Source organism: Acinetobacter sp. TAC-1 (assembly GCF_029025845.1).
Classification (GTDB): Bacteria; Pseudomonadota; Gammaproteobacteria; order Pseudomonadales; family Moraxellaceae; genus Acinetobacter; species Acinetobacter guillouiae.
The window spans coordinates 3,260,041-3,279,764 of record NZ_CP118892.1; the positions used below are offsets into that span (position 1 = coordinate 3,260,041).

Annotated in this window: 21 protein-coding genes and 3 tRNA genes; 7 read left to right on the top strand and 17 right to left on the bottom strand. The window is 32.5% G+C overall.

Going from position 1 to position 19,724, the window contains the following annotated elements; translation table 11 throughout:
- The first annotated feature begins 24 nt into the window (after positions 1-24).
- Both PYV58_RS15045 and PYV58_RS15050 read left to right on the top strand, forming a co-directional pair.
- On the top strand, positions 25-720 hold the full coding sequence (locus PYV58_RS15045; RefSeq protein WP_034618347.1) for a hypothetical protein: 696 nt from the start codon (positions 25-27) through the stop codon (positions 718-720).
- Between the two features lie 353 nt (positions 721-1,073).
- Positions 1,074-1,364 carry a hypothetical protein gene (locus tag PYV58_RS15050; RefSeq protein ID WP_034618346.1) on the top strand — a complete coding sequence of 97 codons (291 nt, stop codon included), beginning with the start codon at positions 1,074-1,076 and terminating at the stop codon, positions 1,362-1,364.
- Between the two features lie 348 nt (positions 1,365-1,712).
- Here PYV58_RS15050 and PYV58_RS15055 read toward each other — a convergent pair whose 3' ends face one another.
- From PYV58_RS15055 to PYV58_RS15070, 4 genes are all read right to left on the bottom strand, one after another.
- Complete coding sequence (locus PYV58_RS15055; protein WP_004721965.1) at positions 1,713-1,940, bottom strand: hypothetical protein; 228 nt, start codon at positions 1,938-1,940, stop codon at positions 1,713-1,715.
- A gap of 1,296 nt (positions 1,941-3,236) precedes the next feature.
- A complete protein-coding gene (locus tag PYV58_RS15060; protein WP_034618273.1) occupies positions 3,237-3,419 on the bottom strand; it encodes a CopG family transcriptional regulator in 183 nt (60 codons plus the stop codon).
- Positions 3,420-3,665: 246 nt separating this feature from the next.
- The gene (locus PYV58_RS15065; RefSeq protein ID WP_034618275.1) at positions 3,666-4,022 is read right to left on the bottom strand and encodes a hypothetical protein; all 357 of its coding nucleotides are present in this window, start codon (positions 4,020-4,022) and stop codon (positions 3,666-3,668) included.
- Between the two features lie 591 nt (positions 4,023-4,613).
- Positions 4,614-4,808, bottom strand: a complete 195-nt coding sequence (locus PYV58_RS15070; RefSeq protein WP_004721972.1) for a hypothetical protein — start codon at positions 4,806-4,808, stop codon at positions 4,614-4,616.
- Between the two features lie 399 nt (positions 4,809-5,207).
- Between PYV58_RS15070 and PYV58_RS15075 the strand changes: the two genes are divergently transcribed.
- Positions 5,208-5,645, top strand: a complete 438-nt coding sequence (locus PYV58_RS15075) for an SRPBCC domain-containing protein (protein WP_034618277.1) — start codon at positions 5,208-5,210, stop codon at positions 5,643-5,645.
- A 485-nt stretch (positions 5,646-6,130) separates the two neighbouring features.
- Here the strand turns inward: PYV58_RS15075 and PYV58_RS15080 are convergent, their stop codons facing one another.
- Positions 6,131-6,397: a DUF2164 domain-containing protein gene (locus PYV58_RS15080; protein ID WP_004820051.1), complete on the bottom strand. Its 267-nt coding sequence runs from the start codon at positions 6,395-6,397 to the stop codon at positions 6,131-6,133.
- Positions 6,398-6,716: 319 nt separating this feature from the next.
- Between PYV58_RS15080 and PYV58_RS15085 the strand changes: the two genes are divergently transcribed.
- The gene (locus PYV58_RS15085) at positions 6,717-6,950 is read left to right on the top strand and encodes a hypothetical protein (RefSeq protein WP_034618278.1); all 234 of its coding nucleotides are present in this window, start codon (positions 6,717-6,719) and stop codon (positions 6,948-6,950) included.
- Positions 6,943-7,992 (top strand): linear amide C-N hydrolase, encoded by a 1,050-nt coding sequence (locus PYV58_RS15090; protein WP_034618279.1) that lies wholly within the window; start codon positions 6,943-6,945, stop codon positions 7,990-7,992. The genes PYV58_RS15085 and PYV58_RS15090 overlap by 8 nt, the downstream gene beginning before the upstream one ends.
- A 275-nt stretch (positions 7,993-8,267) precedes the next feature.
- On the opposite strand, the gene PYV58_RS15095 is transcribed toward PYV58_RS15090, so the two are convergent.
- From PYV58_RS15095 to PYV58_RS15145, 11 genes are all read right to left on the bottom strand, one after another.
- Positions 8,268-8,516: a helix-turn-helix transcriptional regulator gene (locus PYV58_RS15095; RefSeq protein WP_034618281.1), complete on the bottom strand. Its 249-nt coding sequence runs from the start codon at positions 8,514-8,516 to the stop codon at positions 8,268-8,270.
- Complete coding sequence (locus PYV58_RS15100; RefSeq protein WP_034618282.1) at positions 8,513-8,890, bottom strand: hypothetical protein; 378 nt, start codon at positions 8,888-8,890, stop codon at positions 8,513-8,515. The genes PYV58_RS15095 and PYV58_RS15100 overlap by 4 nt, the downstream gene beginning before the upstream one ends.
- 247 nt (positions 8,891-9,137) lie before the next feature.
- Positions 9,138-9,214: transfer RNA gene (locus tag PYV58_RS15105), tRNA-Met, on the bottom strand.
- A 512-nt stretch (positions 9,215-9,726) separates the two neighbouring features.
- Complete coding sequence (locus PYV58_RS15110) at positions 9,727-9,939, bottom strand: hypothetical protein (protein WP_004721987.1); 213 nt, start codon at positions 9,937-9,939, stop codon at positions 9,727-9,729.
- A gap of 181 nt (positions 9,940-10,120) precedes the next feature.
- Positions 10,121-10,399: a hypothetical protein gene (locus tag PYV58_RS15115; protein WP_034618396.1), complete on the bottom strand. Its 279-nt coding sequence runs from the start codon at positions 10,397-10,399 to the stop codon at positions 10,121-10,123.
- 1,577 nt (positions 10,400-11,976) lie between these two features.
- A complete protein-coding gene (locus PYV58_RS15120; RefSeq protein ID WP_004721990.1) occupies positions 11,977-12,192 on the bottom strand; it encodes a cold-shock protein in 216 nt (71 codons plus the stop codon).
- Between the two features lie 385 nt (positions 12,193-12,577).
- On the bottom strand, positions 12,578-13,417 hold the full coding sequence (locus PYV58_RS15125) for a sterol desaturase family protein (RefSeq protein ID WP_034618389.1): 840 nt from the start codon (positions 13,415-13,417) through the stop codon (positions 12,578-12,580).
- A 90-nt stretch (positions 13,418-13,507) separates the two neighbouring features.
- Positions 13,508-14,311: an AraC family transcriptional regulator gene (locus tag PYV58_RS15130; protein ID WP_034618390.1), complete on the bottom strand. Its 804-nt coding sequence runs from the start codon at positions 14,309-14,311 to the stop codon at positions 13,508-13,510.
- A 208-nt stretch (positions 14,312-14,519) separates the two neighbouring features.
- Positions 14,520-14,596 (bottom strand) — tRNA-Met (locus tag PYV58_RS15135).
- A 739-nt stretch (positions 14,597-15,335) separates the two neighbouring features.
- A complete protein-coding gene (locus PYV58_RS15140) occupies positions 15,336-15,557 on the bottom strand; it encodes a hypothetical protein (protein WP_034614325.1) in 222 nt (73 codons plus the stop codon).
- Between the two features lie 181 nt (positions 15,558-15,738).
- A complete protein-coding gene (locus tag PYV58_RS15145) occupies positions 15,739-16,017 on the bottom strand; it encodes a hypothetical protein (protein ID WP_034614323.1) in 279 nt (92 codons plus the stop codon).
- Between the two features lie 1,056 nt (positions 16,018-17,073).
- Between PYV58_RS15145 and PYV58_RS15150 the strand changes: the two genes are divergently transcribed.
- Positions 17,074-17,808, top strand: coding sequence for a hypothetical protein (locus PYV58_RS15150; protein WP_034614320.1), 735 nt, complete (start codon positions 17,074-17,076; stop codon positions 17,806-17,808).
- Between the two features lie 519 nt (positions 17,809-18,327).
- Entirely contained in the window at positions 18,328-19,428 is a 1,101-nt protein-coding gene (locus tag PYV58_RS15155; protein WP_171077776.1) for an FAD-dependent oxidoreductase, read from the top strand.
- 57 nt (positions 19,429-19,485) lie between these two features.
- On the opposite strand, the gene PYV58_RS15160 is transcribed toward PYV58_RS15155, so the two are convergent.
- A tRNA-Arg gene (locus tag PYV58_RS15160) sits at positions 19,486-19,561 on the bottom strand.
- Positions 19,562-19,724 lie beyond the last annotated feature (163 nt).

The following is a 19,724-nucleotide window of genomic DNA, read 5'->3' on the forward strand; positions in this document are numbered from 1 at the left end:
ATTTATTGGGGAATAATTTGACTCATGGATCACTATTTTAAAACTGACTTGGGAATTCAGACTTTAAAACACCGCTCAATTCAACTCACTGCTCGCCAAAGACAATTATTGCTGCTTATTGGCACAGATGATTTTAAAATTTTGAATAGTGCACTAAAGCAACGGCTTGCAACACCAGAACTTATTCAACAATTAGAAGAGCTTGGTCTAATTTTTCAGAATCAAATGAATGGTGCGCCTCAAGTTAAGTCAAAAATAACATCAGAATCGTCCAAGATTGAACAATCAAATCAGCGCACCCCTTCAAATCTGACAACTGAAATAGGCTTTAAACCGTCGCCTAAAGCTGTTGAAAATCCAACAATTATTAACGATACCCAGCTCAGTCAAAATACAAAATCAGCAGATCCAAATCCCATCCAGCAAAGCGTTAACACTGTCACATCTACACAGGTAGCGCATGCCGAGGCGACGCCTGAACTGAATTATATAAATTTTGATGACATCAAATACAAAATGTCTACCCTGCTACAGACGCATTGCGGCTTGATGACCAAACAATTGGTCATGCAAATACAGCAGGCAAAATCAATTCGAGATATTAAATTTTGCCAAATGCAGTGGATTACCGCACTTCAAGAAAGTCGAATCTCTCCCCAAGAATTAAATCAAACTATGCAACAAATTAATTATTCACTCCAACATCTACAATCATCTTAAATCGATTCTAAATATTTATTTCAATTTACCCACTTAGAATGACAAATGAAGTACTTTAAAGTCATTCTAAGTCTTTTTGTTTAAGGGTATTTTTGATTTATTTCCGAATATCAAAATCTTAAAGCCAAATAAGCTACCGCCAATAAATCAAAGTTTTATGTATATTGAGATGATTTATTAGGACAGTATTATCCCGACTTTGCAATTTTAAATGGGAGAAATACCGATTAATTTTTAAACCGACTTAAGCTTATTCCCAGACATTCATATCTCTTTACAAAATCACATTGTCTGTTTTACACGCATTCTGTAGAATTATGGGCACGCCAATGATTTAAAACAATTAGACAATTATGACTCAATACCTTACAAAATCGACCAACCAAACAGCTTTAGAACTTTCAAATTTTTATCCAACGTTTGAACAATGTTTAAATGCTGTATCCAATATTAAATATCAAAAAGATTTACGTATTAAAAGCGATCCTATTTCATCTCAACATATTTTGGTTGAAAGCTATTCTCGAGGGACACTTCAAGATAAGTTTAAAATTGAAAAAAATGCAATTGAGCATGCAAATAAAAACCGTTTGGCCTTATATCATCTTGTTGCCGTCACACTCGATCATTTTAAAACTGCTTAGGGTCTGTTGACATTTCATAAATGGCTTGCGTTGTAGGCTAAAATTGAGCAGGCAAGGCATGAAACGAAGAGAATAGCGAGACTATTTTCGAGTTTCATAACACAGGCTGAGATAATTTTAGCCACAACCCTTCGGGACTAGCGTGTTTTTTGCCGCTACGTCGTTACGAACTACTCATTTAGAATGACTAAATTTCGTATTTCGCGCCTAGTATCACCTAAAAAACACACGTAGTCGCAAACGTAGACGAATTGTCAACAGACCCTAATATTTATATCATTTTAAACTGATTAAAAACAAAACGTGTTGGGCTTTTTCACCCAACACGTTTTTTATTGATGATAAAAATTAGCTAACTTGTTCAATCACACGATAAATACTGTCGCTTTCTTTGCTTTCAAAAAGCAACTCAATACTTGGTAAGATTTTCTCACCATCCACAACGATATGATCAATTTTTTGGAACAATGATAAATTATCTGTGTCTTCATGCTCTTGCAGCTTATTTAACCAAGCCATTGCATTCAGCTCATTACTATATTGATCCTTGACCCTTACTGTAATCATTTCAGTCATTTTTCTGTCCTCTTTTTTATATACTGTTTTCTTATAGCATGCGCCAAACTAAAAATTAGCTTAAAGTTGTTAGATTTTATGGCAATGTTAAAAATTAGCTACATTACTATTTTTTTTATTTATAAAATATAGAGTTACTTTGAATACTTTATGTAAATACAGCTTGATTCAATTATTTCATGACGTTTCAAAAAATCAGAAAAAGAAAAGCCCGCATTTCTGCGAGCTTTTTATGTTGGAAAGCTAGTGCTTATTTTTTATTTGAACTGGAGTCACAAATTCAACAAGCCGTCATTGATCTGTCCAACTACTTCGTAGCGTCTTAGCGACCTACTGTAGTTTTAATATAGTCAGATGCGCTTTGATCTGCAAGATGCAGTAACATTATTGAACGATATCACAGCAATTTTGAAATTGAATATTTTTTTAATTGGTAGATAATAGATAAGTTTCATTGACTATAATTTAATATTGATCAACCTTAAAAAATCTAAATAACATCACATAAAAACGAGCCAGTAAAAATTATTTTATAAAAATAACCTATAAATCTGCCACACGAGATCACCTATAACATTGATCATCATTAAAATTTATATATCATCAGCAGCATTAGATGTCTTTTCATAAATCAAAAAGCAATCATGTTGAGTGAATCATATTGGTATTGATAGCCCTCTTCTCCCTCTATTTATCTAAACACATTTTCTCGATTTTACTTTTATCGCTGTAATTCAAGCGGCTTTTAAAACACCTACAATATTGTCTAGACTGCGTGTACTTTAAATTTTCAGGAATATGTATACCGAAACATTCCGTCTCAATATGTCCTTTTTGTGATAAAGGGAGCTCTGCTTTACTGAGCAAAATACCAAGACCAAATGCAATAAGCATGGCAAAAAAGATTAAACCTTTATAATGGATGATTTGCTTGACCATGAGTGGCTAAATTTATAGAACATGATGAAACTAATCCTAGCTTAAACTTTCCTGTTTTTTATTTTTATTTTTAAAAATAATTTGATAACAAATAAGGGAGTTAACATGCGCTGATCTTTTAAAGCAAAATAAATATACAGGTCTGTCAACTAAAATTTTTCAACAGCTTATACCACTTTTGGGCGTGGCTCATTTTATTCTATATGATTGCTTAAAAATTTTAATCATCAAAAAAATATGGCGCACGCAATGATCATTTTCGTTTTAAAGCATTATTTTTATGCGCTAAAAAAAATTAGAAAGATCAAACAAACCTTACGGCTCGATAAAATATTTATAAACAGAGAAAGCTGTACTCTATTTGCTTTTTTTTATGGGTAATTGAGTTGAATATTCAACATCATGCTTATCTAAATATTCACGGATCAATTGACGAACAACCTGAGATGGCTTTAAATCCTGACGATTACATAAGTCCTCAAAAGCTTGTTTTTTATTTGGATCAATTAAAATTGTTAATCTTGCCGTTTTGTTTTCCATAGCTTATTCCCTTAAATTTATTAGAAATAAAATTGTAATAACATTTAAATTTTTTTCAATGATAATTTTTATCACATAACACACACTTCTCAATATATACCATTGAATTTAAATTACTTATTTTCTGATTTTAGCAATAAATCAGCTATAAATTATTGTGAATGTTATTGAATATTTTTATTTTAAAACGAAAAAGTACCTAAAAGGCTATTACAACAACGCGATGCAATAGCCAAACATTGATACTTAAGAGAAATCTAATTCTTTTTCAAAAATTCTGAGTTCATGTCGTGCCATTGCCAAATTAGATTTTTGGCGATCTAAGACTAAATATAAAAATAAGTTACTGTTCTTATCTAGAGGTCTTAATAAGTGATACTGTTTTCCTAAGGTAATTAAAATATCATCAATCGTATCGCGTAAATTTAAAGCTTCTGCTGTTTTCATTTTTGCTTTTAAAACCTCCGTATTTCCAGCAGCCGCAAGTTCCAAATCAATTCCCGTTCCATAAGAAGCCAATGATAACCCACTTGTGCTATCAACAAGTGCTGTTGCCGTGAACCCATCAATTTCTGTTAAAGGTGTTAAGTCAATTTTAGCCATTTATATATGCCTTTTATTAAGTAGAGATAATATGAGTCGCTTTTAAAGCACCCTCATGTTTAAAAAGTATCATGAAATTATAATATAATATTATTTTATGATAATAATTTGTAACTTTTTTTAATTTAAACAAAGGATTAGGTCAATATTAGTCTACAATTAAAATGTTTTATTTGGCATAAAAAGCACTGATTGAATTTTAATTTTGTACGAAAAAGTATGAATAAAAATATGAATAAACGACTTATTTTTTGATAAATTCAAAAATAATAAATTTAAAATATGCAATAAAATAATTTAAATACAAATATTTATTATAAAACTCTAATTTACAGAGAAATTAACAAGGAAATATTTTAAATCTTTATTTTTTTCATATATATAAAATATTTATTAAGGTATTTATTATATTTCTTTTCATTCATATATTTAGCATGGCCTGCGATCAACATTATTTTCATATTAAAAAGTATGATGCTTAAAATATAGACGATGTGCGCTATGTCATTGTAAAAACCAACCTAGAAGAACGAGCTTTACACTTTTCTGACAAGCTAGGTTTTTAGTACCCCCTTAGTAGGATGTTATGTATTAAGCCATCAACCAAATTTTATAAAATTCCTGAATGTCTGACTCTAAAAACTCGTCACAGTCACTATCGTATACAAATGTTTTTTGTTCTAATAAATATTCAGCTTGATGTTCCATCAAGTATTTCTTTAAAAAGTTTTTAAATTCGTTGGCACGCTCTGGGAAAATATGCTCTCCATCATAAAAAATCATCATAATTACCTCTATAAAACCACTAAATCACCGCTCTAGTTTACACAAAAACCAGTCACGATTCAAACTAACAAAAATTTTAGTGAAATATATCACAATAAATTAAAAATTTTTTATGAGCAGAATCATATAAGGTGCTCAACAATTTATAGTTTTTAAACGAAGCTATTTTTTATTGATTAAAATATTGAATTTATTCTTTATGCTGATCACTTTTTAAGTATAAAAAATGAATCATATCAAGGCGTAGCTTAGAACAATGCAGGAAAATCCAACAATTATCATTTTATTCAATAACTTAATATAACCAACCTCTTAACAAAGTGAGGTTAATTTTAGCGATATTCAAAAGTTGAAATAAGTGTATATTGGATAAAATACAAGCAAGTCAAAAGAGCGAATATGAAATTTGAAATAACCACAGAAATTTTGATCAATGCACCGATTGATATTGTTTGGAAAACCCTAACAAATTTTGAAGATTATAAAAATTGGAATCCATTTATCATCAATGTTTCAGGAGAAACCCATCAAGGTGGCAAGATCAATGTCACTATACAAAATGATGCGACAAGTAAAATGTCTTTTAAAGCGCTTGTGCTTGAAAATCAGGAAAATAAACAATTTAGCTGGCGCGGAAAATTATTGGTGAAGGGAATATTTGATGGAGAACATAAATTTAGATTAGAACAAATAGCCAGTAATCAAACCAGATTAATCCATAGCGAAGCGTTTAGTGGCATTTTAGTCAAACCATTTCTTAAGAATTTACAGACCAAGACCAAGCCCGGTTTTGAACGAATGAATCATGCGCTTAAAGTAAAATTAGAGAGTCAATAGAAGTCTTCACTGAGCACATCGGCTAGAACTAAAAGCAACTTCAATTGCTCACTATACTTGCGATCCAGCAATCTAGGGAGGATTACAGAATGAACATGGAGATGCCGACTTAGCTTTAGTGTTAGCCTTGATATTGAGGAATGGATAAACAAATTTTTAATAAAATTATAAATCAGACCTTTAACGAGGTGAGCTTTGACTCGATCATGATTTTATTAACGCCAACACGGAAAAAGTGAACAGGGTTCTATTCACTCGAATTTAAATTGGATGGTGCGATCACTATAAGCAATCAGCTTTTTTTCAGATATCGGTTCATTAAATCCTCTATCGAAAGAACCGAAGTAAGCGCTATCCTAAAATACTTAGGTAGGGCTTTCTAAAAGCGTCTCAGCATGAATGATCATAAATCAGTGTAAGCTTACTACTGACCTTATAAACATCAAGTACTGAAATCATGCTGGATACGATTTCTAAGATGTTGTTTATTTTGCTTTGTTTACTTTTTCTTTAGACAAAATAAATAAATCTTCATTTAAATGAGCGAATCTTTCTGCCAACCATTCATGGGTATCATTGAGCGCTTGATTGTAAAAATGATGGCCAAACTCGTCTACAATAAAATCAAATAAAAACTGTGCTGGAAAGTTGCCTAGATCCAAGTCTAGTTCCTTTAAGGCATATTTTTTCAATGAAAAAATTAACTGTTCACGCGTAAACTCATCAAATGTAATTATTTGCTTTTTAGCCATAGTCTTTATTCTGAAAATAACGAGAGCCCATTACAATACTTATTCAGTGCTTTTTCAATCTTAGAGCGACTTATCATGTCGTACATTTTGATTTTTCTATCGGCTTGAACATCTAGAGATGTACAGCACAGAATCCGCACAAGTTACTGTAATTTAAAATAATAAATATAGAACAAATTAATCAATAAAGCTAAAAGATCTTAAATTCAATAAAGTCAGCGCCTTTTTAGCGGGGACAATTTTTTAAAATATTTCTATCTAAAATATAAAAATCAGTGCTAGTATAATAATTAAGCACATAGAAAAAATGTGAAATTTTATGAACTTTAATAAATATTTATTTATAACGATTGGTATTATTTTGAATCAGCCTGCTTTTGCAAAATGCTTCAGCAATTCTTTTGATGTTACGACAAAGTTAAATATTAATTTACCTGCCTTTGCTTTTGAAAAAAATTATAAATCCAATAACTTTCATTGGAATATTCCACAACAAGGCCCTGTTCTGGGCATTAATTTACCAATTTTTTTGAGAGGGAATGATGATGAATAATGCTTTGAAAAAAATATTATTTGCTGCGGGCGTTCTCGTCGCAGCAGAAGTCAGCACTGCATGTACACGTGTAGTGTATCTAGGTGACAATAATGAGGTCATTACTGCACGCTCCATGGACTGGAAACAAGACGTAGGGACAGATTTATGGATTTTACCCAGTAATGTCAAACGTACAGGTTTAGCTGGCCCGAATTCTATTCAGTGGGCATCGAAATATGGGAGCGTTGTGGCAACAGGTTATGGCGTATCCACAACAGATGGGGTAAATGAAAAAGAGTTAGTGGCTAACTTACTCTGGTTAGTCGAATCTGATTATCCAGATCCGAAAAAGAACAACAAACCACCACTAAGTATTTCATTGTGGGCACAATATGTTTTAGACAACTATGCAACTGTAGATGAAGCTGTACGTGCTTTAGAAAAACAGCCTTTTATTGTTGTTACAGATACTGTTCCAGGTGATACACGACTCACTACCCTGCACCTCTCTATTTCTGATGCATCTGGTGATAGTGCTATTATTGAGTACATTGACGGCAAGCAAGTGATTCATCATAACCGCAAATATCAGGTGATGACCAATTCCCCAATCTTTGATCAGCAATTGGCGCTGAACAGTTATTGGCAACAAATCGGCGGAACCGTCATGCTACCGGGAACCAATCGTGCCTCAGATCGCTTTGCAAGAGCATCATTTTATATCAATGCAATACCTAAAAATGCTTCACCTGAGCATTCTATCGCCAGTGTTTTTGGTGTAATCAGAAATGTCTCTGTACCCTTTGGATTAAATACAGCGGAAGAACCAAATATTTCTTCTACACGTTGGCGTACTGTGATTGACCATAAGAGAAGCCTTTACTTTTTTGAATCTGCGGTATCACCCAATGTATTTTGGGTGGATTTAAAAGATATTAATTTCAAAGATGGACAAACCAAAAAGTTGACCTTAGGTAAAGACCAAGCAATCACTTATTCTGGGAAATCAAATGCTTATTTTAAAACATCAAAGCCATTTCAGTTTTTAGGAATACATTGATTTTAAGCCATAGCTCACTGATTTTTTTATAAAGTGTAACTATAGATACACATATCAAACTCATGTACTTGAAATAAAAGTCTGCTCAAAAGCAAGCCTCCTGAAGTGGAGGCTTACTTAAAAATTTATGCTCCAGCAAAGCTTTTACCAGTTTATCTGCAGCTGGACCGCTTATGATCATTTCACTCACTAAACCCTATAAGAAAAATTAGTCATTTCTTAGTAGTACTTGCTAAAATCGATAAAATAATAATTTAAAAAAATATTCAAATACACTATTTTTTAGCGGCAGAATTTTCTGTTTTTATAACGTCATTTTCATTGTCAAAGCTTTCTTCATCTTTAAAAATTGCTTCAATTGATCGGTTAAATAATTTCGCAATTTTAAATGCCAAAGGTAAGCTAGGATCATAGCGCTGTTTTTCAATCGCATTGATCGTCTGGCGAGAGACTCCCAAATATTCTGCTAATTGTTGCTGAGACCAACCTTGCTGCGCTCTCAATTCAGATAAGATATTTTTCATCGATAACGCCAACTCCCAATTGCAATACCAACACCCCACAACGTTGCCATTAAAGGCCATACAAAAAACATAGAAAGATGTGGAAAGCCAATATTTTCAAGAAATCCATAGCTAAATGTAATCAGTGCGGTACCTACGAATGCGAGCGCAAAAGCTTGTAATTGGATGTGTTGTTGCATTTCATCTAAGCGTGCTAATTGTCTGAGTACACTCCACCCCACCAAAATACAGGGAATTATCGGCAATAATGTCACAAAAATTTGTGTTGAATAACGGATATCGTCATTCTTTAAATAATTTAATGAACAAATAAGCACAACAACATAAAGCAGTATTGATGCACTAAACTCAATCAGAGATTTATATTTTTTCATACGGCAACCATGTAAAGTAAGCTTTACATAAATTTAGATCAAATAGCGCACCATGTAAAGCAAACTTTACATATTATTTTTATTTTAACTTAGACAACAAAGTTGAAATGCGCCTTCAATTGTCATTTTTTCACGGCATTTATCCGCGCTTTGATTATAAATTTCTAAAGCTAACTAATTTAAAAGCATAAAAAAAACCTAGTAAGCATGAAGCAAACTAGGCTATAAACTTTGAATCTTTTTTCGTTGGTAGCGGGAGCTGGATTTGAACCAACGACCTTCGGGTTATGAGCCCGACGAGCTACCAGACTGCTCCATCCCGCATCAACGAAGCACCTTTATACGCCTTAAAGACAAGGAATACAACCTTTATTCTATATATGTTTAAAAGAATTATTGATGGGCATCCAGAGCACTCTAAAAGCATTCATTGTTGACTGGTGATCGTATGCTCTTTTAACTACAAAAACACAATGGCTTAACCTTTTACTTAAGATTAAAAACCTAATATTTCGATAGCGACTATTATACTTTTACCCTCATCAAGGCATCTTTAGCGCTTACCCAAATAATAATTTAATTCAACCAGTCACTGATATAGCATTAGAAAGCCCACTAAAAAGTGGGCTTATTTTTTGGAGGCGCATGAATGATGTGTGAGTCGCACAACAATTCAGTAAAAAGTATATCAGCCTTTATTTATTAATTTAAATTAAACTATGTAACAAAAATTAGCCAAAGCGTGCTGTAATACAATGTTCAAATAAACAGCGAAGATTTGCCTTAGTCGCTATATAACTTGAAGCGATTAAAAAACCACCCGTAGGTGGCTCGATTTAAATCATAGGTTCCAAAATCTTATAAATTTTACCATTCTTGCTGCTTTCAAAAAGCATTTCGAAGTTAGGACGCAAAAGTTCATTTTCAACAATAATATATTTGATACGTTCATGAGTTTTATTTGGATTTATCACAACATCATCTAATGTTGCCTCAACTGCGTAACACTTTCCAAATTGATCCTTTACATTTATGTCGAGTTTATTCATAAAAAACACCTTAAAAAATTAAATAAAAACAGCTAAAACTGTTAACCAAAACATTCAATGATTATTAAATTTATGCTTGTACATCAAACGCAATTCAATATACTGCAAAAACAGTAAATTATTATAAAAATTTTTATTTACTTACATTTTAAGTGCTTATCAAAAAGATTGCTTCTTGATGCTACACAGGTTTTTTAGGATCTATTGCTTTTATCTCCTTTAAATCATCAAGATGAAGATCAAAAATACTTTCAATCATTTTTACTTTGGATTCACTGCTATCCTCAGACGTTTCAATCAAGTATTTTTTTGTTTGTTGGGTAAATTGAAAATAGTCTTCATAATTCACTGTTCCATTTTTTATCAGAAAGCCGACTAAATTTCCGATGAGTAATCTTGTGACATGGTCACCCTCTAAGGTTGCCTCAACCAGCTTCCCAGCTAAAATTAATTTTTTCATCGCATTACCATCCTTTGTATCGTTCACTTAATTTAACAAATTCATTTTTACTTGTCATATCAATAAAATATTCATTACTTAAGTTGGTTCAGATTTACGCTAGCTTTTGGCTTCTATTAGTGCAAATGCATCAATATTGATACTTCAGCAATAATACTCATTTACTTGAATACAATTAAACAATCCCCTCCTTCGGTAGTTGCAAGGCTGTTTTAAAGACCAATGTCCACTCTAGTATGTAGACCAATCATCAGCCTCAAAAACGGATTTATTCTAAACTTGCGCTGAGCTGATAAAAAAAGCCCTACATTTCTGTAAGGCTTTACCTTAATTTTGCGCTGACTAAGGATTTTTGTTATTTATTATTAGTAAAATAACAATTTAAATTTACTTTAAAATTAAATTATCGTCAACCCTTTCATTGCCTGTATAAAAAAATACCCACCGATAGAGTAAGTGGGTATATAAACTTGTGATATATGTTTAGCTAAACTTAATTTACATAACAAGAGTCTCACTTTCAATACCATTCATCGGCTATTTAATTTTACAATAATACAAATATCAGAATTTATTCACTCAATGATCGAGACTACGTATGCTTACAGATACAGCCTCTATAAAACAATGAAAAACACCAGCCAATGCTACGCGCAAAGAAGGACAAAAATTAAACTTTATATAACTGATTTTAAATATTTTTTAATAAAATCGTTTTAAAATATGGCATAAAAGAAAAGTCTACTAGATTCTATTCACTTATCTAAATTATTATGTTTTATCAATCATATTCAACCAGAAAGACGCTATACATTTATCTCGACTATTTTACTGCGTTTTTATTATTAAAGAACAGATGTATAGTATCCGTGACCATTGGAGAGAGTGGTCTATAGACAATAAAGAAAGGCCATACTAACCTGCATGATGCGGGTTTCTTTTTGTTTATTGATCTAGAAATAGCACAGCAGCCACACAGTCCCCCGAATAGAAAAGACGAGATTTACATAGCAATTGATTAGATTTGCTTAAATTTTTGCTGGTAGACGAATGATGGATTTTTTAAATAGGTCCAGTGTTTTAATAAGAATATATAGTCAAACCGCCTAATTATTCATACAAATAATTTTCATCAATGAAGCTTAAGTTTTTGTATGAACTTTTAGAAACTGTTGGTTATTAATTCGTTTTTGTGCTTTTGAATCATACATGGTGATTCTACCGTGGAGCGACATGGATGTCGCTGTTGGGCGGGGGTACAGGACGTACCCCTCGCCCAACGGAAGATTTTTGTCATCTTTTCATCTCTGAAAAGTGAGGCATCGCCTACGCAAAGGTATTTAAACTTTAAATGTAAAGTGTGGCACTGCTAACTTTTTAATCAAATAATTTTTACATACTATTGATTTAATTAAAAATATTGATTAAGAATAATTATATTATTGTGTCTGAGTTTTTTGACAGGTTGACTATAGAGGAAGTTATAGAAATAATTGAAATGTATAAATATGAATTAAAATAAAAATTTAGAGTTAAAAAAAGCACGATATCGTGCTTTTTTTACAACTTACTCTGAATTATAGCGGAGTAATGTTTACAGCGTTAGGACCTTTAGGACCTTGAGTGATACTGAATTCAACTTGTTGACCTTCAGCAAGAGTTTTGAAACCAGAGTTAGCGATTTCGCTGAAATGAGCAAAAACGTCTGGACCTGATTCTTGTTGAATGAAACCGAAACCTTTAGTTTCGTTGAACCATTTAACTGTACCTTTAACAACATTTGAGTTTGACATAATCAATCCTACTGAGATTTAAAAATTTTAAGCCATTTTATGACTAGTGATAACGTCGAAAATAATAAAGAATTGAACTTAAAATCTGAATAAAACGAAGGATTATGACTAAAACTGCGATACTTAGAGAAGATTTACCAAAACATGACTTTTTTCTAGTTGGCTTTACTTTACAGGAAAAAAATAAATAATCAAGCCTTCTTATACATATTTAACTTTATTATGGAGAAAGAATGACTTATCTATTTAGAACAGCCCTCATGTGAGAGCTTGCTCAAATAACTTACTTTTCTCGATCATTGATAGAAAGCCAATTGGCTTTCTATTTCACAAGAAAAAAATACCAATGTTCTATACATCAATTTTTCTTATGCTTACTTTAGGGTTACTTTTTAAATGGCCAGCGGAGTTGAGCCAAATATTGGTTGGGTATTTGACTACGCACACCAACTTGATCATCTTTAATTTTTTGATCTTCATAGTGAAAACTTCTAAACAAGATGTCCCAAAATATGAACACTTCTCCGAAATTCTTACGACCAAATCCATGTTTATGATGGATGCGATGTACTTCAGCTACAGCAAAAATATATTTAAAAGGACCAACACGATAATCAATATTTGCATGCTGAAAAAACAAATGCACGGCCATAAATATCATCCAACACCCGATCAGCAAACTTGGAGCACCCAAAAGCGCGAGGATGATCAAACTAGGCCCAGCAAGTACGATTGCACTCAGTGGATGCCGCTTTTCAGCATTTAACCAATATAAACGGCGTGATTGATGGTGAATCGCATGCAATTTCCATAAAAACCGATACTTGTGGCTTAGGTAGTGCATGAACCATAGTCCAAAATCAATCACCACAGCAACAATCAATATCTGCCAAAATACCGAAATATGGTCGGGCCATAATCGTGGAATAAATCGAAAAAGATCAAACCATTCAATAATTTTTGAGACAGAAACGATCAAAAATAAATTAAAAATCGCATGAATGATATCTGTAACAAAATCTTGATGTGTATCCAACCATTTTGCTTGATAAGGCAAAGAATACTCAACCCATGCAATCACTACGCCACTTAGCAAGATGAATAATATTGAACTTGGCCAATACGGAACTTGCCCTGAGACGATGAACATCATCATCCATACGGTTAACAGCATACAAAGCGGATAAAATAAATATCGCAGAGATATTTTAACAAAAGCGCTCATTTATAACTCCAATCAACAGAATACGTTTTAGGAGTATGCTGACTGGCTGGATAGAAAAATTGAACGAAACCGCTATATCACTTATAGCTTTTAATCTGACAAAAGTAATATTGGCATTTGCTCAATGGATGGAATAAATTTTAATAGTGAAGGTTGAATGCCAAACATTTGTTTGCAGGTTCGACTAAAATGCGCCTGATCAGAAAAATGAGCGTGATGAGCGATGCCGGTTAAATTAATATCCTGATCTATGGCTTGAAAGCTTTGTAATAAGCGTAACCATTTCCGATAACTACGATAAGAAATACCAAAATTGTCACTAAACCAATGACTAAAACGACTTTCTGAAAGATTGAATTGTGTGGCGATTTGTTTCACTGTCAAATTCTGTTGATGGTTGAGAATAAGAAATTTTGCAAGACGCTCTTCTCTAACTGACTGAGCTTTGAAATTAGATTCACTGCAATAACTTAAAAGCTTTTGGAAAGATTCAAATGTTTGATTTTGTTCTATAAAACATGCTCTAAGAATCGTCACTAAACTTTCAGGCAATAGCGTAATCGACGAGTCTGGTTGTAGGTAAGCTTGTAAATAATGCTGAATGACATCAGCAAGAAAATGTGTTTGATCAATATAGATCGAACAGTAAGTTCCTGGTTGCAAATGATGTAAAGTATTTGCTGCAATATAGACCCCTCTACTCCATATACAATAATCATCAGCAATAACTTGAATCCGCTCTCCCTGTTGTTTTGCAAAGCTTAACTGATGTGCGTGATGACGATGTGGAGAGTTATCACCAACAGCTCCCTCAAAATAGCCAATGCCATATCCAATTGCTATTCGGCCCATCCAATATTTAGCAGGTAATTTATATAGATTAGATTGAGCCATAGAATACTTAAGCTAAAAGTGAAAACTCATTAAATAACACTATTCTACTTATCTTCAAATACCCAGCATAAATAAGCAGATTGATTGAGTGCGCTTTTTATATCTTTGCTATTCTAAAGCGCTTAAATTCAATGCAATAAATTTTAAGCATAAAAAAACCTAGTAAGCATGAAGCAAACTAGGCTATAAACTTTGAATCTTTTTTCGTTGGTAGCGGGAGCTGGATTTGAACCAACGACCTTCGGGTTATGAGCCCGACGAGCTACCAGACTGCTCCATCCCGCATCAACGAAGTGACTTTATACGCCTTAAAGGCAAGTAATACAACCTTTATTCAATATATATCTCAAAAAGTCCTATTTAAGTATTCTATTCACACAATATTTATACTTTTATGCATTGTTTTCGTGTGTGCATAGAAAAATATAAGAACAGAGAATTTTGGAGTGATTAGATTGAATCTCTTTTGCCAAATCCACAACATCATATTTAACACCAGACATCGTTAATCTCTATGCCATGATATAAGTTGCTAAATCGCAAAGTTGTTTTAAGCACCTATCAACATATTAAAATTCATAAAAGCCCACCTTTTGATGAGCTTTTAGGTCCATTTGTATTTACTTATACACCCATATCCCTAAAGGGATATTACCAAATAAATGGATAAGCAAAGTAAGAACAATAAACATAGAAAAGAAGAATGCGATGTTTATAGATTTAGATATCATGTAATCACCCTTATTTTATTGTTGTTGATTTTTTATACACTAATAACGTGAAATTTTCAATCATTAATATGGATAAATAAATCACATTAAAATCTATCGCTTAGTAAGCTACTTGAATAGTAAAACATTTTGCAATAATTACTTCTCTCTTACCTTTTCTTATCGATACTTCCCTGTCTATAAATACCTGTTAAGTATCTATAATAATTTTTGCTATAAAAAAAAGACGCTTTAAGCGCCTCACCACAAACTTCATTATTTCCCACTCATTTCAACTTATATTGCTTATTCAGCTACTCAATCTCAAAAAAATGCTTTTCTGTGACTATTTTTATCTTTATTTCTTTATAATATCTAATCATTGGGTCATTTGCATCTTTGCTAATTTTATCTAAAAACTTATTCTCTTTCATTAGTTTAGAATAAGTTTTATAACCAATGATTAATCTTTGTGGATCCTTACTTTCTTTAAAATCATCAATTTGCTTATTGAGTTCTTTTAGATCGATACCCATGTTGGCTCCCCTCAATTGTTTTAAGCAATATAACACTCATTTATGACATTTTTTTGGCGAGTTAAGAAAAATTAAGCGATTAAAAATACCTCACATTTCTGTAAGGTATTCTTCAATATTTTGCTCTATCTTTCATCAATATTTAAAATAGCGGTGACGTCACTCTAGTGACTACATGAACTTATGATTCAGTGATAAATAAGGGATGATTCGCTTTATAAATCGCTAATTTTTTTATTTCATTTTCTAGATAGCCTTGTGGCTCTTCTTTCCATGTCACTTTTCCACTATCAAAATCAGAGTTACTTAAGGCCCAAGAAGAAATTAAACTGTAAATAAATGTGTTATCAGCAAAAATTAATTTTGTTCTATTGCTCTTATCGCTGGTAAATACTTTGTGTGTAGGTAAGGACCCAAATATACCCACGTGGGTATACAAATATGTAAAGGTTTCATTCATCGTAATGATTACTCTTGTCGTTAATCACTATACTACCGCATTCAGCTCTATTTTATGAACTTTGAGCAAAATTCAAAATCCTTAACAGCTTAAGGATTTTATTAAAAAAGCAGCCCACTAAGGCTATGCTATGAATAATTTAAACATTAAGGCAAAAAAAACCTGCATCTTTGGGGAAAGAATGCAGGCAAAAACCGATTATTCGGTAATAGGAGGAATTCCTACTATTTTACTAGGGTTTCATTTTATTTGTCAGTGGCAATATATAACAAGTGCTATAGCTTGCTTTTAATTGGTGAAAAATACTCAATATGAAGGTGAATAAGAGGCTTAAATTCTATAGATATTTAGCTTAATCACAGTATTACAAATGATTTGATAGATACGAGTTTGACCTAAGTACTTTGTATTCTGCTACTAATTTATGCTTTTTAGGATCAATCTTATCGAGTGGTTGGCTATAAAAAACTTCACCAACAAAGTAACTCTATTTAAAGCATTTCCAAAAGATCATCCAATTTTTCATGTTCAAATTACTTTTATATTTTTAAAATTTTAAAAATTACGTATAGTCACCCATCAATGACTTATATTGATCAATCCATAACTTTATATGGTTATTTAGACTGAACCATTTTATGCTTTCTTCATCAATACTCTAAGTGATAATTAATTCATTGATAACCACATCAATAATTCAGCGTTCAAATCCGCCTTCAATTAGTGGTGTATTCACTAAAAAATATCAGCTTATTGATTTAGAAAAACTGCTGAAAGATCTACCTCAATTTTGTTTGAATTAGCTTAAGCGTTTAATTAACCAATGTTTGATTTAGGCGTGTGCCTAACAAAAATCAGATTCAGGGATTTTACAAAGTTTTTAAATTTCAGTGTTAATTTAATAATCACTTATGCCTTATAGTCGCATTAGCAATCTGCTATGGAATTCAGCTTCTAGCTGTAGTAATGAATTGTGTGAAAAATTGCTATAAACTTGAGCATAATAATTTAACTTACAAAGATATTGCATACTAACTTTTATATAAGGTGTAAATTTTGAAGCATTTATTTTATATCCCATTTTTGTTTTGTAGTTTATTAACAAATGCAGCAGAAGAATCTCTTGATCTAACAAAAAACGATGGAGTAAGCTGGCGAATAAATCCTAAAATACCAAAAATTATTAATCAGTTTGATACTCCAAATGTATTTGATACTGTGATTCGCTTTGAATCAGATGGAATGGGTAATGTGACATCTGCAAAAGTGATTAGTAGTACTGGAAATGCTAAAACAGATGAATTAATCAAAAATGCAGTTTTAAACGCTAAACTACGACCATACAAAGAAAATGGAGTACCTACTCGATTCTCAGCAGATCAGCCTTTTCATATAAATGCTACAAATACAAAAAAAGAAAAAATCTATGAATGCAAATTGGTGATAAAGTCAAATGCATACCAAGTTCAACAAAAGTTCAAATCAATAAAAAAAGCCTTGAAGAAAATTGATTTTGTGTATTTAGATGAACCAACCTATCGAAAAAGCCCCTCCTACAGCAAATCGTCGAATACAACAGATTTTGGAGAATTTAAAGTTACCTTTGTTGCCCCTGATGGCGTTATAAAAAGAATTGATCAACGAGAACCAACGATAGAGCACGTTATAGTTCTTAATTCGATTATTGGAATGAAAATAACACCAAAAAAGGATATCTGGAATAAGGGGATGCATGAATATGAGGATACTTTCATAGTAATGAGGCAATGTACTACAGATCCGATTAATTAAAAAAGCACGGCGATTTAGCCGTATGTTTTCATGCATAGATAAATTACTGGAAAAGTTAAGTAGATTCACTGATTGGTTTGAATTTAACCAAGATACTGCTTTTGAAGAAATCATATAGATATAAATTTTCAAATTTAATATTTTGAGTTTTTTCTACTATTAATTTTCCATTTTGAGGGTACATTTTTATTAGATTTTACAACATACCCCCAAATGTACCCTTATTATCAAAGTATAAAGAAGAACAAACCGCGACAAAGAGAATGCCTAGATACTTATAATATAAAGGGTTTTTAGACAAACTGGTACAGTCAGGAACAACAATATAGTACGCCCATTGCTCTTCGAAATAGAAAAATAACTATTTAAAAATTAATCGTTCAATAAATTATAAAAATACTTGTAATGCAGCCTGTAAAGCAATAATTAAAATTATCCATTTTAAATTCTTTGATAGAATCATTTTATCATATTCAAAATAATATGAAATTTGATTTATTAATGCGACAGAAGCTCAAAATGAAAGAAAAAAAGATTGTTATTGTTGGTGCTGGTATTGTTGGCGTTACTCTAGCATGGTATTTCGCCACTTATTCCGATGCAGAAGTGACATTATTAGATCAAAAGCAGGCAGGAAGCGGTGTTTCCCAACATTCTTTTGCATGGCTTAATGTTTCATATGGGCGTCCTGATGCCTACCAAAAACTACGATCACAATCCTTGAATGAATGGCGAAAATTAGATGCAGAGATGCATGGCGCATTGAAAATTCATTGGCGAGGTGCCATTAGTTGGCAGGAAACGAATGATGATACATTACAATTTATCCAATCCCACAGTGAGCTGTCTTTTAATGTCGAATCTTTAACAAAAGAGAATCTTGCAAAAAAAGAACCTTTGCTTGATAAAGCGCCGAATGTGGTTGCATTTGCTGGCGAAGAAGGTGCGATAGATCCCATCTGGGTAATTCAAACATTGCTTCAAGATGCCATTAAAAAAGGTGTAACTTATTGTCCAGAAACGGAAGTTTCTAAAATATTACAAAATGAATCAGGTCAAACGATCGGTGTACGTAGTCAAGATAAGGATTATGTTGCGGATAAAGTTGTTTTAACAGCGGGAATGATCAATAAGGATTTGCTGCAAACCATCAATATCGAATTACCTTTAGCATCTTTGCCAGCTATTATTATTCGCTTTAAGCATGAAAAATCAGATCAATTCGCACAGCATATTATCTCGACACCAGAGATGGAGATTCGCTCGATTGATTCAGAACATTTTTTAGCTGCAGAAGATTATATCGATGACACAGCAGTCAATACGCCAGAACTGATCGCTCTGAATGCTTTAAAAACGATTCAGGCACATTTTAATACGATAGCACCAGCATTAGCATCATCTATAACTGTTGATCACGTGGCTGTAGGAATGCGCCCTATCCCATTCGATGATATGCCCATTGTTGGTACGATGAATGATGACTCTGGACTTTATCTCATTTCAATGCATGCAGCAGTCACTCTCGCGCCTTTAGTTAGTCGCTTGGCTATGCAAGAAATTTTATATGAGCAAGAAAGTCCTGAATTATTTTCTTATCGTATCACGAGATTTCAGTGATTATGTGCCGATTTTACGTCAAAATAACCACTAATCTATTGATTTTATTAATAAATTTGGTACGCCCAGCGGGACTCGAACCCACTCCACAGGCTTCGGAAACCTGCACTCTATCCAGTTAAGCTATGGGCGCTTAAATTGAGAAGGCACATCATAACAAAAAAAACCGCGAGGTAAAGCATTTATAAAACAACTCTTTTGATTGATGCTCATGCTTTAAGCAATGTTGCATATTTGCAATGCAGAATTCCTCCTAACTTACTTGGTTTATTTAAAAAGATCGCTCACAATACACA

What these genes read in the sequence shown, in the direction of transcription:
- PYV58_RS15145 (WP_034614323.1), bottom strand. Translation starts at nt 16,017, where the DNA reads ATGAATGAAACCTTTACATATTTGTATACCCACGTGGGTATATTTGGG.
- PYV58_RS15140 (WP_034614325.1), bottom strand. Translation starts at nt 15,557, where the DNA reads ATGGGTATCGATCTAAAAGAACTCAATAAGCAAATTGATGATTTTAAA.
- PYV58_RS15050 (WP_034618346.1), top strand. Translation starts at nt 1,074, where the DNA reads ATGACTCAATACCTTACAAAATCGACCAACCAAACAGCTTTAGAACTT.
- PYV58_RS15115 (WP_034618396.1), bottom strand. Translation starts at nt 10,399, where the DNA reads ATGAAAAAATTAATTTTAGCTGGGAAGCTGGTTGAGGCAACCTTAGAG.
- PYV58_RS15045 (WP_034618347.1), top strand. Translation starts at nt 25, where the DNA reads ATGGATCACTATTTTAAAACTGACTTGGGAATTCAGACTTTAAAACAC.
- PYV58_RS15085 (WP_034618278.1), top strand. Translation starts at nt 6,717, where the DNA reads ATGAACTTTAATAAATATTTATTTATAACGATTGGTATTATTTTGAAT.
- PYV58_RS15055 (WP_004721965.1), bottom strand. Translation starts at nt 1,940, where the DNA reads ATGACTGAAATGATTACAGTAAGGGTCAAGGATCAATATAGTAATGAG.
- PYV58_RS15075 (WP_034618277.1), top strand. Translation starts at nt 5,208, where the DNA reads ATGAAATTTGAAATAACCACAGAAATTTTGATCAATGCACCGATTGAT.
- PYV58_RS15070 (WP_004721972.1), bottom strand. Translation starts at nt 4,808, where the DNA reads ATGATGATTTTTTATGATGGAGAGCATATTTTCCCAGAGCGTGCCAAC.
- PYV58_RS15125 (WP_034618389.1), bottom strand. Translation starts at nt 13,417, where the DNA reads ATGAGCGCTTTTGTTAAAATATCTCTGCGATATTTATTTTATCCGCTT.
- PYV58_RS15060 (WP_034618273.1), bottom strand. Translation starts at nt 3,419, where the DNA reads ATGGAAAACAAAACGGCAAGATTAACAATTTTAATTGATCCAAATAAA.
- PYV58_RS15065 (WP_034618275.1), bottom strand. Translation starts at nt 4,022, where the DNA reads ATGGCTAAAATTGACTTAACACCTTTAACAGAAATTGATGGGTTCACG.
- PYV58_RS15120 (WP_004721990.1), bottom strand. Translation starts at nt 12,192, where the DNA reads ATGTCAAACTCAAATGTTGTTAAAGGTACAGTTAAATGGTTCAACGAA.
- PYV58_RS15130 (WP_034618390.1), bottom strand. Translation starts at nt 14,311, where the DNA reads ATGGCTCAATCTAATCTATATAAATTACCTGCTAAATATTGGATGGGC.
- PYV58_RS15080 (WP_004820051.1), bottom strand. Translation starts at nt 6,397, where the DNA reads ATGGCTAAAAAGCAAATAATTACATTTGATGAGTTTACGCGTGAACAG.
- PYV58_RS15155 (WP_171077776.1), top strand. Translation starts at nt 18,328, where the DNA reads ATGAAAGAAAAAAAGATTGTTATTGTTGGTGCTGGTATTGTTGGCGTT.
- PYV58_RS15110 (WP_004721987.1), bottom strand. Translation starts at nt 9,939, where the DNA reads ATGAATAAACTCGACATAAATGTAAAGGATCAATTTGGAAAGTGTTAC.
- PYV58_RS15090 (WP_034618279.1), top strand. Translation starts at nt 6,943, where the DNA reads ATGAATAATGCTTTGAAAAAAATATTATTTGCTGCGGGCGTTCTCGTC.
- PYV58_RS15095 (WP_034618281.1), bottom strand. Translation starts at nt 8,516, where the DNA reads ATGAAAAATATCTTATCTGAATTGAGAGCGCAGCAAGGTTGGTCTCAG.
- PYV58_RS15100 (WP_034618282.1), bottom strand. Translation starts at nt 8,890, where the DNA reads ATGAAAAAATATAAATCTCTGATTGAGTTTAGTGCATCAATACTGCTT.